This is a genomic window from Winogradskyella pelagia, from assembly GCF_017581965.1.
Taxonomy (GTDB): Bacteria; Bacteroidota; Bacteroidia; order Flavobacteriales; family Flavobacteriaceae; genus Winogradskyella; species Winogradskyella pelagia.
This window is the reverse complement of sequence record NZ_JAGEVF010000011.1, coordinates 1-17,127: the sequence shown is the minus strand read 5'-3', so window position 1 is coordinate 17,127 and position 17,127 is coordinate 1. Positions and strand designations below refer to the sequence as shown.

Genomic DNA, 17,127 nt, shown 5'->3' with positions numbered 1-17,127 from the left:
TAAGGTGTCTCGAAAAATCGGGATGCCTTGATTATTATTTACGGGTTTAGCTCAGTTGGTAGAGCACTGGTCTCCAAAACCAGGTGTCGGGAGTTCGAGTCTCTCAACCCGTGCGATTAAACATTGGGTGATGAGTTAGCCCAACCCAATAAAAGAATAACACATGACAGGATTAATAATATACATTAAAGAATCGTTCGAAGAGTTAAAGAATAATGTGTCTTGGACCCCTTGGCCAGAGGCACAAAGATTAACGGTTATAGTAGCTGTATTTTCAATTATTTTTTCTTTAGCGATTTGGGGTGTTGATACTGTTTTTAGTAAAGCGGTCAAAGCTTATTTTCAATTTATTAACTAACAATACTTAAGAAGATGTCTGAAAAAAAGTGGTATGTTGTTAGAGCGGTAAGTGGTCAGGAAAATAAGATAAAGACCTACATCGAGAATGAAATCGCAAGGTTAGGGCTCGAAGATTATGTTGAACAGGTTTTAGTGCCAACTGAAAAGGTTATTCAAATACGAAACGGAAAAAAAATTAATAAAGAAAAAGTTTATTTTCCAGGTTACATTATGATTCAGGCTAATTTAAGTGGTGAGATTCCTCATATCATAAAATCTATAACTAATGTTATTGGCTTTCTGGGAGAAACAAAGGGAGGCGACCCTGTACCATTGAGACAATCCGAAGTTAACAGAATGTTAGGTAAGGTTGACGAGCTGGCTATTGAAGCAGATTCTAATGTGGCAATACCATTTACAAAAGGTGAAACTGTAAAAGTGATTGATGGACCTTTTAATGGTTTCGATGGTACCATTGAGAAAATAAACGAAGAAAAACGTAAACTTGAGGTAATGGTGAAAATTTTCGGAAGAAAAACACCATTGGAATTAAGTTATATGCAAGTAGAAAAATTGTAATAATTGTTACACTATATAAAGCGTGTAGTTATTGCTTCCAACTAAGATAACAAGCGCATAAACTATTAAAAATGGCAAAAGAACTAGATAAAGTAGTTAAATTACAAGTTCGGGGAGGTGCTGCGAATCCATCGCCACCGGTTGGACCCGCTTTAGGTGCCGCTGGAGTTAATATCATGGAGTTCTGTAAGCAGTTTAATGCTAGAACTCAGGATAAACCAGGTAAAGTATTACCTGTGGTAATTAGCGTTTTCAAAGACAAATCATTTGACTTTGTAATCAAAACGCCACCAGCAGCAGTACAATTATTAGAAGCGGCCAAAGTAAAGAAAGGATCAGGAGAACCTAACCGACGTAAAGTAGCAAAAGTCACTTGGGATCAAGTAAAGGCTATTGCAGAAGACAAAATGCAGGATTTAAATGCATTTACGATTGAGTCAGCTATGAAAATGGTAGCTGGTACAGCAAGATCGATGGGTATCACTGTTAAAGGAGGCGAGGCCCCAAACTAAATTTTTTGAAATGGCAAGATTAACAAAAAAGCAAAAAGAAGCGAGAGCTAAGGTCGATAGAAATAAACTTTATTCTCTTGAAGAAGCTTCAGCTTTACTTAAGGAAATCACTTTTACCAAGTTTGATGCTTCTGTAGACTTAGCGGTTAGATTAGGGGTTGATCCACGGAAAGCGAACCAAATGGTGCGTGGAGTAGTTTCCTTACCTCACGGTACAGGTAAAGATATGAAGGTACTTGCGTTAGTGACTCCAGATAAAGAAGCAGAAGCTAAAGATGCGGGTGCTGATTATGTAGGGTTAGACGAATACTTACAGAAAATAAAAGAGGGATGGACAGATGTAGATGTTATCATCACCATGCCAAGTGTTATGGGTAAGTTAGGACCATTAGGTAGGGTATTAGGACCAAGAGGTCTTATGCCTAATCCAAAGACAGGGACGGTTACAATGGATGTAGCAAAGGCAGTAAGCGAAGTTAAGGCTGGTAAAATTGATTTTAGGGTTGATAAGACCGGTATTGTACATGCTCCAATAGGGAAAGCTTCGTTCAGTACAGAAAAACTAGTTGGTAACGCCAACGAGTTGCTTACAACCTTATTAAAGATGAAGCCAACTGCTTCAAAAGGAACTTACATGAAAAGTATTTTTATGTCAAGTACCATGAGTCCAAGTATTCCAATTGACACAAAAATAGGATAGTAGTTAAACTTAGAATATTATGACAAGAGAAGAAAAATCCCAAGTAATTGAAGAGTTAACTGCTCAATTAGGTGAAAATACAAATATCTACTTAACAGATATTTCTGGATTAGACGCAGGAACAACTTCAAAATTAAGAAGAGCATGTTTCAAATCTAATATCAAGTTAGCTGTTGTAAAAAACACATTACTCGAAAAGGCCATGGAAGCCTCTGATAAAGATTTTGGAGACTTGCCTACGACTTTAAAAGGTAATACTTCAGTAATGTATGCAGAAACTGGAAACGCTCCTGCAAAGGTGATAAAGGAATTTCGCAAGAAATCTGAAAGACCTTTACTTAAAGGTGCGTTCATAGAAGAAGCTATTTATATTGGTGACGATTTATTAGATACATTAGTAAACATTAAGTCAAGAGAAGAACTTCTTGGAGAAATAGTAACAATACTACAGTCTCCTGCTAAGAACGTCATCTCTGCACTTAAATCTAGTGGAGGTACCATAGCTGGAATAGTAAAAACTTTATCCGAAAAAGAAGGATAAAAAATACAATTAAAAGAAAACACACATATATTTAAAACAATAGAAAAATGGCAGATTTAAAAGATTTCGCAGAACAATTAGTTAATTTAACCGTAAAGGAAGTTAATGAATTAGCTACTATATTAAAGGATGAGTATGGCATTGAGCCTGCTGCTGCTGCGGTTGCAGTTGCTGCTGGTGGTGGTGCTGCTGGTGGTGAAGACGCCGCAGACGAAAAAACTGAATTTGATGTAGTATTAAAAGCCGCAGGAGGTTCTAAACTTGCAGTTGTAAAATTAGTTAAGGAATTAACAGGCCTTGGTTTAAAAGACGCTAAAGGTTTAGTAGATGAAGCACCAAGCACAATTAAAGAAGGTGTTTCTAAAGATGAAGCTGAAGGCTTAAAATCTTCTTTAGAAGAAGCAGGAGCTGAGGTTGAGCTTAAGTAAGCTCATCTTAACCTACAATATATGGTTTAGGTCTATCCCGCATTTTTTTGCGGGATAAGACTTAGACCCTTTTGTGTATATAAAGGATAGGCACAAAATTTAGTTTTTATTTAATAAAAATCTCGTTCATCAATGTTAGCAAAAAAGGCTGAAAGAATTAATTTCTCTTCTATTGTAAATAGGACAGATTACCCAGACTTTTTGGATATCCAAATTAAATCCTTCCAGGATTTTTTCCAATTAGAAACAAAGTCAGAAGAAAGAGGGAACGAAGGCTTGTACAATACCTTCATGGAGAACTTCCCAATTACGGATACTCGTAACCAATTTGTACTAGAGTTTCTAGATTATTTTATAGATCCGCCAAGATATACCATTGAAGAGTGTATCGAAAGAGGATTAACATACAGCGTGCCGTTAAAAGCTAGATTAAAACTGTATTGTACCGACCCAGAGCATGAAGATTTTGAGACGATTGTCCAAGATGTGTATCTAGGGACTATTCCATACATGACACCGAGTGGTACATTCTGTATCAATGGTGCAGAACGTGTAGTTGTATCTCAATTACATAGGTCTCCAGGTGTATTCTTTAGCCAATCTTTTCACGCTAATGGTACAAAGTTGTACTCTGCAAGAGTTATACCATTTAAAGGTTCTTGGATAGAGTTTGCAACGGATATCAATAGTGTTATGTATGCTTACATTGATAGAAAGAAAAAACTTCCTGTTACAACTCTTTTCCGAGCAATTGGATTTGAAAGGGACAAAGATATTTTAGAGATTTTTGATTTAGCTGAAGAAGTTAAAGTTTCAAAAACAGGATTAAAAAAGGTAATTGGTCGTAAGCTTGCAGCGCGTGTTCTAAATACGTGGCATGAGGATTTTGTAGACGAAGATACTGGTGAAGTTGTATCTATTGAGCGTAACGAAATAGTCCTAGATCGCGATACTGTAATCGACAAAGAAAACATTGAAGAAATTCTTGAAGCTGATGTTAAAACGATTCTTTTACACAAAGAAAGTGCACAACAAGGCGATTACGCAATAATTCATAATACCTTACAAAAAGATCCAACAAATTCAGAGAAAGAAGCTGTTGAACATATTTACCGTCAACTGCGTAATGCAGAACCACCAGACGAAGAGACGGCACGGGGTATTATAGACAAATTATTCTTTTCTGATCAACGTTATTCTTTAGGAGAAGTAGGTCGTTATAGAATGAATAAGAAATTACAGTTAGATATTGGTATGGATAAGCAAGTGCTTACCAAAGAAGATATCATAACTATCATTAAATATTTAATAGAACTAATCAACTCAAAAGCAGAGATTGATGATATCGATCACTTATCTAACCGTCGTGTACGTACTGTAGGTGAGCAGTTGTCTTCTCAATTTGGTGTTGGCTTGGCTCGTATGGCGCGTACTATTCGTGAGCGTATGAACGTCCGTGATAATGAAGTGTTTACACCAATAGATTTAATTAATGCTAAGACCTTATCTTCGGTAATTAATTCGTTCTTTGGCACAAACCAATTGTCTCAGTTTATGGATCAAACTAATCCTCTAGCAGAGATAACACACAAGAGAAGATTGTCCGCCCTAGGTCCTGGTGGTCTGTCAAGAGAAAGAGCAGGTTTCGAGGTGCGTGATGTTCATTATACACATTATGGGCGTTTATGTCCTATAGAAACACCAGAGGGACCAAACATTGGACTTATTTCTTCTCTTTCAGTTTATGCAAAGGTTAATTCAATGGGCTTCATTGAGACACCATATCGTAAGGTTGAAAATGGAGCAGTCGATATTAAAAATGTACCAACATACCTTAGTGCAGAAGAGGAAGAAGATATGCTAATTGCACAAGCTACAGTTGATGTTGATAGCAAAGGTAAAATAACTCACGATAAGGTAATTGCTCGTCAAGAAGGTGATTTCCCAGTAATTGAGCCATCAAATGTTAATTATACAGATGTAGCACCAAATCAAATTGCTTCTATCTCAGCATCCTTGATTCCTTTCTTAGAGCATGATGATGCAAACCGTGCCTTAATGGGATCTAATATGATGCGCCAAGCAGTGCCATTATTAAGACCAGAAGCTCCAATTGTTGGAACAGGATTAGAACGCCAAGTGGCTTCAGATTCAAGGGTTCTGATAAATGCTGAAGGTGATGGTGTAGTAGAATATGTTGATGCGGATAAAATTGTTATAAAGTACGAGCGCACCGATGAAGAAGCTATGGTAAGCTTTGATAGTGATACCAAAGAATACCAATTGGTTAAGTTTAGAAAAACAAACCAAGGAACTTCAATCAACCTTAAGCCAATTGTTCAAAAAGGTGATAAAGTCTCGAGGGGACAAGTGCTTTGTGAAGGATATGCAACTCAGAATGGTGAGTTGGCCTTAGGAAGAAATATGAAAGTTGCTTTCATGCCTTGGAAAGGTTATAATTTTGAGGACGCCATCGTAATTTCCGAAAAAGTAGTACGAGATGATATTTTTACATCCATTCACATTGATGAATATTCGTTAGAGGTTAGAGACACTAAACTTGGAAATGAAGAATTGACTAATGACATACCTAATGTTTCGGAAGAGGCGACTAAAGATCTTGATGAAAATGGTATGATTAGAGTTGGTGCAGAGATTAGGCCTGGCGATATTCTTATTGGTAAAATAACACCAAAAGGAGAATCTGATCCAACACCAGAAGAAAAGCTCTTAAGAGCTATTTTTGGTGACAAAGCAGGTGATGTTAAAGATGCCTCTTTAAAGGCTTCTCCTTCATTAAATGGAGTGGTAATTGATAAAAAATTGTTTGCTCGTGCAGTTAAGGATAAACGTAAGAGAGCTCAAGATAAAGAAGATATCGAGGCTTTAGAGAATGCTTACGATAACCGTTTTGATGATCTAAAAAATGTCTTAGTTGAAAAATTATTTGCAATAGTAAATGGTAAAACAGCCCAAGGTATTTACAATGATTTAGGTGAGGAGATTATCCCAAAAGGTAAGAAATATACTTTGAAGATGTTGAATGCTGTAGATGATTATACCCACTTAACATCGGGAAAATGGACTACAGATGACCATACTAATACACTCGTAGCTGATCTAATCCATAATTACAAAATAAAGGAGAACGATTTGCAAGGGTCATTAAGACGTGAGAAGTTTACAATTTCTGTTGGAGATGAGTTACCTGCAGGTATTATTAAGTTAGCTAAAGTTTATATTGCTAAAAAGCGTAAACTTAAAGTTGGTGATAAGATGGCAGGTCGTCATGGTAACAAAGGTATTGTAGCCAGAATTGTGCGTCAGGAAGATATGCCATTCTTGGAGGATGGAACACCTGTAGATATTGTATTAAATCCATTAGGTGTACCATCACGTATGAATATTGGACAGATCTATGAAACAGTCCTTGGATGGGCCGGTCAAGACCTTGGTAGAACATATGCGACTCCAATTTTTGACGGAGCAACACTTGATCAAATCAATGAGTATACTGATGAAGCTGGTATTCCAAGGTTTGGACATACTTATCTTTATGACGGTGGTACTGGAGAGCGTTTTGACCAAGCAGCAACAGTTGGTGTGATTTACATGATTAAGTTAGGGCACATGATTGACGATAAGATGCATGCAAGATCTATTGGTCCATACTCATTGATTACACAACAACCATTGGGTGGTAAGGCTCAGTTTGGTGGTCAAAGGTTTGGTGAAATGGAAGTTTGGGCATTAGAAGCCTATGGAGCTTCTAGCACCTTACGTGAGATACTTACTGTAAAATCAGATGATGTAATAGGTAGAGCTAAAACTTACGAAGCAATCGTCAAAGGAGAGCCAATGCCAGAACCAGGACTTCCAGAATCCTTCAACGTACTTATGCACGAATTAAAAGGATTAGGATTAGACATTAGATTAGAAGAATAATAAAATAGTAGGCAGTCGCAGTACTCAGTTTACAATCTGAGTGAACTGATTACTGAGACTGAGACTGAATACTAAACAAAACATGGCTAGAAGACAAGATAAGAACACAGTAGTGAAATTTAATAAAATTTCAATCGGTTTAGCATCACCAGAATCCGTTTTAGCGGCATCAAGAGGTGAGGTTTTAAAGCCGGAAACTATAAATTATCGGACACACAAACCTGAGAGAGATGGTTTGTTCTGTGAGCGAATTTTTGGTCCTGTAAAGGATTACGAATGTGCTTGTGGTAAATATAAAAGAATACGCTATAAAGGTATTGTTTGTGACAGATGTGGTGTTGAGGTAACTGAGAAAAAAGTACGAAGAGATAGAGTGGGGCATATTAATTTAGTAGTTCCTGTTGCTCATATTTGGTACTTCCGTTCACTACCTAATAAAATTGGTTATCTACTTGGTTTACCGTCTAAGAAATTAGATATGATCATTTATTATGAGCGATACGTGGTAATTCAACCAGGAATTGCCATGAATGCTGAAGGTGAACCAGTTCAGAAAATGGACTTCCTGACAGAAGAAGAATATCTAAATATTTTAGAAACGCTTCCTCAAGAAAACCAATACTTAGAGGATTCCGATCCAAACAAGTTTATTGCAAAGATGGGTGCAGAGTGCCTTATTGATATTTTGGCAAGAATTGATTTAGATCAATTATCTTATGACCTAAGACACAAAGCAAACAACGAAACATCCAAGCAACGTAAAACAGAAGCTTTAAAGCGTCTGCAAGTAGTAGAAGCATTTAGAGAGTCTAATATGAATAGAGAGAATAAGCCAGAATGGATGATCATGAAGGCTATTCCGGTAATACCACCAGAATTAAGACCTTTAGTGCCTTTAGATGGTGGCCGTTTTGCAACGTCTGATTTAAATGATTTATATCGTCGTGTAATTATAAGAAATAATCGTCTTAAAAGGTTAGTTGAGATTAAGGCTCCAGAGGTGATTTTACGCAACGAAAAGCGTATGTTACAAGAATCGGTAGACTCTTTATTTGACAACACACGTAAATCGTCTGCGGTTAAAACAGACTCAAACAGACCATTAAAATCTCTTTCTGATTCTTTAAAAGGTAAGCAAGGGCGTTTTCGTCAAAACTTGCTTGGTAAGCGTGTTGATTACTCTGCACGTTCTGTAATTGTTGTTGGACCAGAATTAAAATTATTCGAATGTGGATTGCCAAAAAATATGGCAGCTGAACTTTACAAACCTTTCATCATCAGAAAACTGATTGAAAGAGGTATTGTAAAAACAGTAAAGTCTGCTAAGAAAATTATAGATAGAAAAGAGCCTGTTGTTTGGGATATCTTAGAAAATGTTCTTAAAGGACATCCCGTATTACTAAACCGTGCTCCTACATTACACAGACTGGGTATTCAAGCATTCCAGCCAAAACTTATTGAAGGAAAAGCAATACAGTTGCATCCGTTAGTATGTACGGCATTTAATGCGGATTTCGATGGCGACCAAATGGCCGTGCACTTGCCATTAGGACCAGAAGCAATATTAGAAGCTCAACTATTAATGTTGGCTTCACATAACATATTAAATCCAGCTAATGGATCACCAGTAACAGTACCTTCTCAAGATATGGTACTTGGTCTATATTATATGACCAAGCATAGAAAAACGGATAAGGAATATAAGGTTAAAGGTGAAGGCCTAACTTTTTATTCTCCAGAAGAAGTAACTATTGCCTACAATGAGAAACAAGTTGATTTGAATGCTGGCATTAAGGTAAGAACAAAAGACTTCAATGAAGAAGGTGAATTAACAAGCCAAATTATTGAAACTACTGTTGGAAGGGTATTGTTCAACGAAAAAGTACCTGAGGCAGCAGGATATGTTAATGAAGTATTGACCAAAAAGTCTTTAAGAGATATTATTGGTAACATCTTAAAAGTAACTAGTGTTCCTGAAACTGCAGAATTCCTTGATGAAATCAAAACCTTAGGGTATAAATTTGCATTTCAAGGAGGTTTATCTTTTAGTTTAGGTGACATTATCATTCCTCAAGAAAAACAAGGGATGATAGACTCGGCTAATAAGCAAGTTGATGGTATTATGGCTAATTATAACATGGGTCTTATTACCAATAATGAACGTTATAACCAAGTTATTGATATTTGGACATCTACCAATGCCGAATTGACTGAGCTTTCAATGAAGCGAATTAGAGAAGATCAGCAAGGATTTAACTCTGTATATATGATGTTAGATTCAGGAGCTCGTGGTTCTAAAGAGCAAATTCGTCAGTTAACCGGTATGCGTGGTTTAATGGCTAAACCTAAAAAATCTAATGCAGGTGGTGGCGAGATTATTGAAAATCCGATTCTATCTAACTTTAAGGAAGGACTTTCAATTTTAGAATACTTTATTTCAACTCACGGCGCACGTAAAGGATTAGCAGATACGGCTCTTAAGACTGCCGATGCTGGTTATTTAACACGTCGTTTAGTAGATGTATCGCAAGATGTTATAGTTTATGAAGAAGATTGTGGCACATTAAGAGGTATTGAGGTATCAGCCCTTAAGAAGAACGAAGAAGTCGTAGAAAAGTTAGAAGATAGAATTGTAGGTAGAACATCGCTTAACGATGTCTATCATCCGTTAACTGAGGAATTACTTGTTGAAGCTGGCGCTCATATAAACGATGAAATTGCCAAGAGAATTGAGAATTCTCCAGTTGAATCAATTGAAGTGCGTTCGCCACTGACATGTGAAGCCAAAAAGGGAATATGTGTTAATTGTTACGGTCGTAATCTAGCGACTGGTAAAATGGTACAAAGAGGCGAGGCTGTTGGTGTTGTAGCCGCACAATCCATTGGAGAGCCAGGAACTCAGTTAACATTGCGTACATTCCACGTTGGTGGTATTGCAGGTAATATTTCTGAGGAGAATAAGTTAACTGTTAAATTCGATGGTGTTGCAGAAATTGATGATTTAAAAACGGTTAAATCTAAAGATAACGAAGGCAAAGAAGTAGACGTAGTAATTTCTAGGACTTCAGAACTTAAATTGGTAGACGCTAAAACAGGTATTGTATTAAGCACCAATAACATACCATATGGTTCTCATATTTTTGTTAAACCTGGTGCTAAGGTTAAGACAGGTGATGTTATTTGTCAATGGGACCCATACAACGGTGTTATTATTTCAGAATTTGCTGGTAAAGTACGTTATGAGAATATTGAGCAAGGTGTAACTTACCAAGTAGAAATAGATGAGCAAACAGGTTTCCAAGAGAAAGTTATTTCAGAATCAAGAAACAAAAAGTTAATACCAACTTTATTAATCGAAGATTCTAAAGGAGAAACTATTCGTTCATACAACTTACCAGTTGGAGCACATATAATGATTGACGATGGTGATAAAATTGATATAGGTAAAATCCTTGTTAAGATTCCTCGTAAGTCTGCTAAGGCTGGTGATATTACTGGTGGTCTTCCTCGTGTAACAGAATTATTTGAAGCACGTAATCCGTCTAATCCTGCTGTTGTAAGTGAGATTGATGGTGTGGTGTCTTTTGGTAAGATTAAACGTGGTAACCGTGAGATTATAATTGAGTCTAAATTAGGTGAAATTAAAAAGTACTTAGTGAAGTTATCTAATCAAATTCTTGTTCAAGAAAATGATTATGTAAAAGCGGGTATGCCTTTATCTGATGGTTCAATTACACCGAATGATATTTTAAATATTAAAGGGCCTTCTGCAGTGCAACAATACTTAGTTAACGAAGTACAAGAAGTATATCGTTTACAAGGTGTTAAGATTAACGACAAGCACTTTGAGGTAGTTGTTAGACAAATGATGCGTAAAGTCAGAATTATAGACTCTGGCGATACGATATTCTTAGAAAATCAATTAGTTCACAAATCAGATTTCATTGAAGAGAATGATAAGATTTTCGGAATGAAGATTGTTGAAGATGCGGGTGACTCTGAAAACTTAAAATCTGGTCAAATGGTTTCTGTAAGACAATTGAGAGATGAAAATTCGATTTTAAGAAGAGAGGATAAAAATCTTGTAACAGCAAGAGAAGCAAAACCAGCAACAGCAACACCTATATTACAAGGTATTACTAGAGCCTCGCTTCAAACAAAATCCTTTATTTCGGCAGCTTCATTCCAAGAAACAACAAAAGTTCTTAACGAAGCAGCTGTTAATGGTAAGATTGATAGTCTTGAAGGTCTTAAAGAGAATGTTATTGTTGGTCATAGAATCCCTGCTGGTACAGGTGTTAGGGACTATGATAATATTATCGTTGGCTCTAAAGCAGAGTTTGACGAAATGATGAAAGCAAAGGAAGAATTGAATTTTAATTAATTCAAGGAAATCTAGACTTTGAGATAATAAAAAGCCTTCAAGCCTATGGCATGAAGGCTTTTATATTTAATTTTTAAAACATATAGAAATGGCAGAAGACAAAAAAAACCCTAAGAAGGGACAAATAAATATAGAATTAGACGAGAAGGTTGCTGAGGGAACCTATTCTAATTTGGCGATAATTAACCATTCAGTATCTGAGTTTGTGGTTGATTTTGTGAGTATTATGCCAGGTACACCAAAAAGTAAGGTCAAATCCCGCATTATTTTAACACCACAACATGCCAAACGGTTATTAAAAGCTTTAGGTGATAACGTTGCGCGTTTTGAGAAAGCTCATGGAGAAATCAAGGATTACGAGCAACCGCCAATACCATTAAATTTCGGACCAACGGGTCAAGCCTAGGTTATGAGAGGTTGCTCGACATGTTTACATGCAGCAACCGCCAATACCATTAAATTTCGGACCAACGGGTCAAGTTTAATGAGTAAGAGCTGCTATTTTGGGTTACGGGTTTTAGAGGGGTTCAGAACATCTAATAAGTTTTAAGCCACTTCTTTTTTATTGACGTAATAGGTTAGCGCTCCCGATGGACATTTTTTAATCTGGGCGATTATAGCATCGCTACTTGCGCCATCTAAATCAATCCATGGGATTACCGTAGTTCTAAAGACGTTCGAAAGTTGTGCCGCACAAAAACCAACATTTTTACAGCACTTTGGGTTGTAGGTTACAGTAATTTCTTCATTACTGAAACAATTAGGATTCGGTTCCATAATAAGTAGATTATTTGGGGTTAATCTGAGAAAGAAGGTAGGATTTAAAGAAATACAAAGTCTACATTATCGATTAAAAGTAAATTTCGTCGGTAAAACACAATAATTTAAATAATAATTCGACGAACTACACAATCCAATAACTAGAATTCAGAAGACATGTGAAAGATAATACTCGGATACTTTTGCTGGGTCATCTGTAATGAAAACATGGAATCTGCTAAGAAAACCAATTGATTCTGTTTGTCTCTCGCAAGAAAGCGCTGTTTTACCCTCAGAAAATCTTTATATTCTTCAGATTTTTCATCTTTGGTTTCTACCCAACAAGCCTTATGTACATTAAGATTCTCATACGTGCATTTAGCGCCATATTCATGTTCAAGTCTATATTGAATCACTTCATATTGTAAAGCTCCAACGGTTCCAATAACCTTTCTTCCGTTGTAGTCTAATGTAAATAATTGGGCTACACCTTCATCCATTAATTGGTCAATGCCTTTGTTGAGCTGTTTCGATTTTAAAGGGTCAGCATTATTTATATATCTAAAATGTTCTGGCGAAAAGCTTGGAACGCCTTTGTAATTTATTATTTCACCTTCCGTAAGGGTGTCACCTATTTTAAAGTTTCCGCTATCTTGTAGACCTACAATATCTCCAGGGAAGGACACATCTACAATTTCTTTTTTCTCCGCAAAGAAAGCATTGGGACTAGAGAATTTTAGGTTCTTATTATGCCGTACGTGTAAATAAGGTGTATTACGCTTAAACTCGCCAGAAACGATTTTTACAAAGGCCAGACGGTTTCTATGGTTGGGATCCATATTAGCATGAATCTTAAAAACAAACCCTGTGAATTTATCCTCATCCGGATGCACTAATCGTTCCTCACTTTGTTTGGGTCTTGGTTTTGGTGCTATTTCAATAAAACAATCTAAAAGTTCCCTGACACCAAAGTTATTTAAGGCCGAACCAAAAAATACGGGTTGTAGGTGTCCATCAAGATATTCATCTTTCTTAAATTCCGGATAAATACCTTTTACAAGTTCAATTTCTTCTCGTAGTGTTTGTGCTCCATTTTCCCCAACCAATTCATCGAGTTTTGAAGACGTTAAATCGCTAATCTCAATCGTGTCATTTATATGTTGTTTGCTATTACCTGTAAAAAGATTTACGTTGTGCTCCCAAATATTGTATATACCTTTAAAGTCATAGCCCATGCCAATAGGGAAACTCAAAGGAGTAACTCGTAACCCTAGCTTTTGCTCAACTTCGTCGAGTAAATCAAAGGCATCTTTTCCCTCGCGGTCTAATTTGTTTATAAATACAATCATGGGAATATTGCGCATACGGCAAACTTCAACGAGCTTTTCTGTTTGCTCCTCAACACCTTTGGCAACGTCAATAACAACAATAGCGCTATCAACAGCAGTTAATGTTCTAAAGGTATCTTCAGCAAAATCTTTATGACCAGGTGTATCGAGAATATTTATTTTAATGTCTTTATACTCAAATGCTAAAACCGAAGTAGCCACTGAAATGCCCCGTTGACGCTCAATCTCCATAAAATCACTCGTCGCGCCTTTTTTTATTTTATTACTTTTTACAGCACCAGCCTCTTGTATGGCACCACCAAATAATAGGAGTTTTTCTGTCAGGGTAGTTTTACCAGCATCAGGGTGAGAAATTATCCCAAACGTACGTCGTCTATTTATTTCAGCTTTAAAATTCATATGGCCGTTTTATTGGCTGCAAATGTAAAAATAAACAGTAGTTAAAGTGGTCTGGATAAAGAAATAAAGACTTAAAAACGCCCAAAAAGATTCGTTCAGTTGAAAATTTGACTTTTAATCGAATAATTAGTAAGTAGATTGTAATAATCTGTACTTTGCTTTCGAATAAATTGAATTGACAAAATAGAATTGATTTCAACCCTGTCCCAAATAACAGAAATAAACAACCTATTTTTAAGAAGATTAATAGCTATACTCTTCTAAAACTATCCCTCAGAGTTTTTTTATTATTTGTGACTTGGCTTAGGCTTAAAGTGTCTTAAGGATATTAAGCCGATATAGACTATTAAAATATTCTAAAAATATTAGAATTATAATTTGTTAAATACACTTTATCGAATATATTTGCGTATTATCGATAAAAGTGTATTGAAATTATTATAACACAATTTTTATTTGGTAAAGGATTAAAGTATTGATAATAAGAAATTTACAATACAAAATATATTTAAATACAACATCAACTACATATAATATGGAAACCTATACTCAAAACTCGTCTTCTTACAAAGAATTCAGAACCGTATTTATTTTAGCATTTTTCCTTGCTATGACCACTTTGAGTCTGTCGGCGCAATGCGCTGATGTTTCACCGACAGGTGATTGTGATTTTGACTCAGTTTTAAATGCTTCTGATGTTGATGATGATAACGATGGCATACCAGATAATATTGAAGATTTAAATTCCGATTCTGATAATGATCCTTCAACAAATCCTACTGATACAGATAGTGATGGCATACCAGACTATTTAGATTTAGATTCTGACAACGATGGTATTTATGATTTACAGGAGGCTGGTTACGGATCTCAAGATACTAATACAGACGGTCGTATAGATATTAATGATGCCGGTTTTAACGATTTTAACTCAAACGGAGCTGACGACATTGCAGAACTAGCAACACCAATCGATACAAATAGTGATGGTAGTTTCGATTTTCAAAACTTAGATAGCGATAATGACAGTTGTAGTGATGCTAATGAAGCTTATGGATTTAACGGAGCTGATGGTGGAGATGGTGGCCAGTTTGGAATTGGTGATCCTGCCACAGTAGATGGCAATGGTTTGGTCATCGAAGTTGGTGTGGTATATTCCTTAGGAACTAATTTTGCGGTTACGGACGGAATCTCATCGGTTTGTGCGTTGGCCTCCTTACAATGTGGGGTGATTAATTCTCTGTATCAAACAAGAGGGAATAGTGGCAATGGAACTACCGAGATATTTAGATTAAATCCATTTCTACAGGCATATGTAAATATAGGTACATTGCCTGGAGTTCCAAATACATCAGCTACAAATAGTGCATACAGTGCGGCTACACAATATATATATTCGAGTAATGCTGCTAATGTAGTTAGAGTTTATGACCCAAGTAATAATTACGCTTTTGTTGGTGAAATAACTGTCACAGGCGCTTCAGCACCTTTTACATTTAGGTTATTTTCAATTGGTAATACAGTTGGCTACATAAATTCTAATGCAGGTACAAATTACCTGGTCACTTTCGATGTTACTGGGATTAGTTCTTATCCAGCGACGGTAGCGGCAAGTGAAATAGTTGTGTCTAATGATCCAGGTCCTAATGGTGGGTTTAGCGGTGCAGCTGACTACGCCTTGGTTGGAAATCATGTTTATGGTATGACAATGAATGGTGCTTTAACTACACCTCGATTAACAAAAGTTGATGTTACAACGGGTCTTTCGCAAAGGTTTAATTTAACCCTTGCTAACGCAACTACAAATACAGACCCTATAACAAATGCTACTTTTGGTGCTGTATGGCAAGATGAACAAGACAATTTTTATGCATTTAATAATGGCAATGGTGATATTTATCAAGTTTTAGATGTTACCACGGCCACAACAGGCTCTGCCTTTACAAAAGTTTTAATAGCTGACCCATCAGGCCAGAATGATGGATTTGGTTGTGAGATTGGAGCGAATCCTCTGGATTGGGATGGAGATGGTATTATAGATACTGCAGATATTGATGATGATAATGATGGGATTCTCGATACGGAGGAAGATGAAAACATAGATTTAGATAACAACCCGCTTACCAACTTTACGGATACGGATGGTGATGGAATCCCAAACGGTTACGACTTAGATTCAGACGGTGATGGAATTCCAGATAATAACGAAGCCCAGACTACCGGAGCTTATGTCGCACCTTTAGACTCAAATAGCGATGGAATTCCAGACGATTCAGATGGTGACGGTTTAGCAGATACTTACGACACCACTCCAAGTGGTGGTCCAGCTGGCAGTAATGGTATTTCACCAGTAAATACTGATGGGCTTTTGGCTACAAGTGATACTATACCAGATTACTTAGATTTAGATTCCGACAACGACGGTCAATCAGATACAATTGAAGCAGTAATTACCCTTACTGGAAATGATACAGATTTCGATGGACTGGATGACGCCATAGACGTTACCGCAGGATTGGAAGATCCTAATGGTATAATTAATGCAACGTCTATATTACAAAATACTGATGGTATAAATGACGTCGATTTTAGAGATGTGATTGATTCAGATGGTGATGGAGTACTAGATACAGAAGATTTAGATGACGATAATGATGGGATTTTAGATACAGCTGAAGCTGAAGGTGGAAATAATCCTATAGGAGATGAGGATGGAGATGGTGTTCCAAACTTTGTTGATACCATTGATAATGGTGGAGCTGGAGATGGGTCAACAACAGATTATACAGACTTAAATGGTAATGGAGTTCCAGATGTATTTGATACCGATGATGATGGCATCCCTAATCATTTAGACACCGATAGTGATGGTGACGGTTGTAGTGATGCCAATGAGGCCTATTTAGATCCTAACGCCGATGGAGGTGATGGAGAAGCCTATGGAACTGGAAACCCTCCAGCTACTAATCCAGACGGTACAGTAATAGGAGCAACATACCCAGGTACAAATCTGGCGGTTCTAGATGCTAGTAATAATAGTACATGTACAGGTGATTGTTTAGATGTTTATCCATCTGAAGAGCCTACAACGGCAGTGCCAAATGGAGATATAACGGCATTTACGGTGAGTCCGTTTACAAATGCTCCTGGCGATCCAGCGCCTTTTATTTCTTTTGAATTAGCAGGTCAACC

At 36.7% G+C, this 17,127-nt stretch carries 11 protein-coding genes, 1 tRNA gene and 1 pseudogene; 11 read left to right on the top strand and 2 right to left on the bottom strand.

Translation table 11 applies throughout. The features are described from left to right. Positions 1–40 precede the first annotated feature (40 nt). The 10 genes from J4050_RS12720 (at position 41) to J4050_RS12675 (ending at position 11,834) form a co-directional block, all read left to right on the top strand. A tRNA-Trp gene (locus tag J4050_RS12720) sits at positions 41–113 on the top strand. A 50-nt stretch (positions 114–163) separates the two neighbouring features. Beyond that, positions 164–358, top strand: coding sequence for a preprotein translocase subunit SecE (gene secE, locus J4050_RS12715; RefSeq protein ID WP_208154975.1), 195 nt, complete (start codon positions 164–166; stop codon positions 356–358). Positions 359–372: 14 nt separating this feature from the next. Continuing rightward, on the top strand, positions 373–918 hold the full coding sequence (gene nusG / locus J4050_RS12710) for a transcription termination/antitermination protein NusG (RefSeq protein WP_208154974.1): 546 nt from the start codon (positions 373–375) through the stop codon (positions 916–918). Positions 919–989: 71 nt separating this feature from the next. Further along, entirely contained in the window at positions 990–1,430 is a 441-nt protein-coding gene (gene rplK / locus J4050_RS12705; RefSeq protein WP_208154973.1) for a 50S ribosomal protein L11, read from the top strand. Positions 1,431–1,440: 10 nt separating this feature from the next. Next, the gene (gene rplA / locus J4050_RS12700) at positions 1,441–2,130 is read left to right on the top strand and encodes a 50S ribosomal protein L1 (RefSeq protein WP_208154972.1); all 690 of its coding nucleotides are present in this window, start codon (positions 1,441–1,443) and stop codon (positions 2,128–2,130) included. A gap of 19 nt (positions 2,131–2,149) precedes the next feature. After that, on the top strand, positions 2,150–2,671 hold the full coding sequence (gene rplJ / locus J4050_RS12695) for a 50S ribosomal protein L10 (protein ID WP_208154971.1): 522 nt from the start codon (positions 2,150–2,152) through the stop codon (positions 2,669–2,671). A 47-nt stretch (positions 2,672–2,718) separates the two neighbouring features. Next, positions 2,719–3,099 carry a 50S ribosomal protein L7/L12 gene (rplL, locus tag J4050_RS12690; RefSeq protein ID WP_208154970.1) on the top strand — a complete coding sequence of 127 codons (381 nt, stop codon included), beginning with the start codon at positions 2,719–2,721 and terminating at the stop codon, positions 3,097–3,099. A 132-nt stretch (positions 3,100–3,231) separates the two neighbouring features. Then, positions 3,232–7,044 carry a DNA-directed RNA polymerase subunit beta gene (gene rpoB, locus J4050_RS12685; protein WP_208154969.1) on the top strand — a complete coding sequence of 1,271 codons (3,813 nt, stop codon included), beginning with the start codon at positions 3,232–3,234 and terminating at the stop codon, positions 7,042–7,044. An 82-nt stretch (positions 7,045–7,126) separates the two neighbouring features. After that, on the top strand, positions 7,127–11,428 hold the full coding sequence (rpoC, locus tag J4050_RS12680; protein ID WP_208154968.1) for a DNA-directed RNA polymerase subunit beta': 4,302 nt from the start codon (positions 7,127–7,129) through the stop codon (positions 11,426–11,428). Between the two features lie 88 nt (positions 11,429–11,516). After that, complete coding sequence (locus J4050_RS12675; RefSeq protein ID WP_208154967.1) at positions 11,517–11,834, top strand: DUF3467 domain-containing protein; 318 nt, start codon at positions 11,517–11,519, stop codon at positions 11,832–11,834. 140 nt (positions 11,835–11,974) lie between these two features. Here J4050_RS12675 and J4050_RS12670 read toward each other — a convergent pair whose 3' ends face one another. Together J4050_RS12670 and J4050_RS12665 are read right to left on the bottom strand one after the other, a co-directional pair. Further along, complete coding sequence (locus tag J4050_RS12670) at positions 11,975–12,205, bottom strand: (4Fe-4S)-binding protein (RefSeq protein WP_208154966.1); 231 nt, start codon at positions 12,203–12,205, stop codon at positions 11,975–11,977. A 143-nt stretch (positions 12,206–12,348) separates the two neighbouring features. Continuing rightward, positions 12,349–13,935 (bottom strand): peptide chain release factor 3, encoded by a 1,587-nt coding sequence (locus tag J4050_RS12665; RefSeq protein WP_208154965.1) that lies wholly within the window; start codon positions 13,933–13,935, stop codon positions 12,349–12,351. A 535-nt stretch (positions 13,936–14,470) separates the two neighbouring features. On the opposite strand from J4050_RS12665, the pseudogene J4050_RS12660 reads away from it, so the two are divergent. Further along, positions 14,471–17,127 (top strand): annotated as a pseudogene (locus tag J4050_RS12660) (hypothetical protein); the annotation flags it as partial.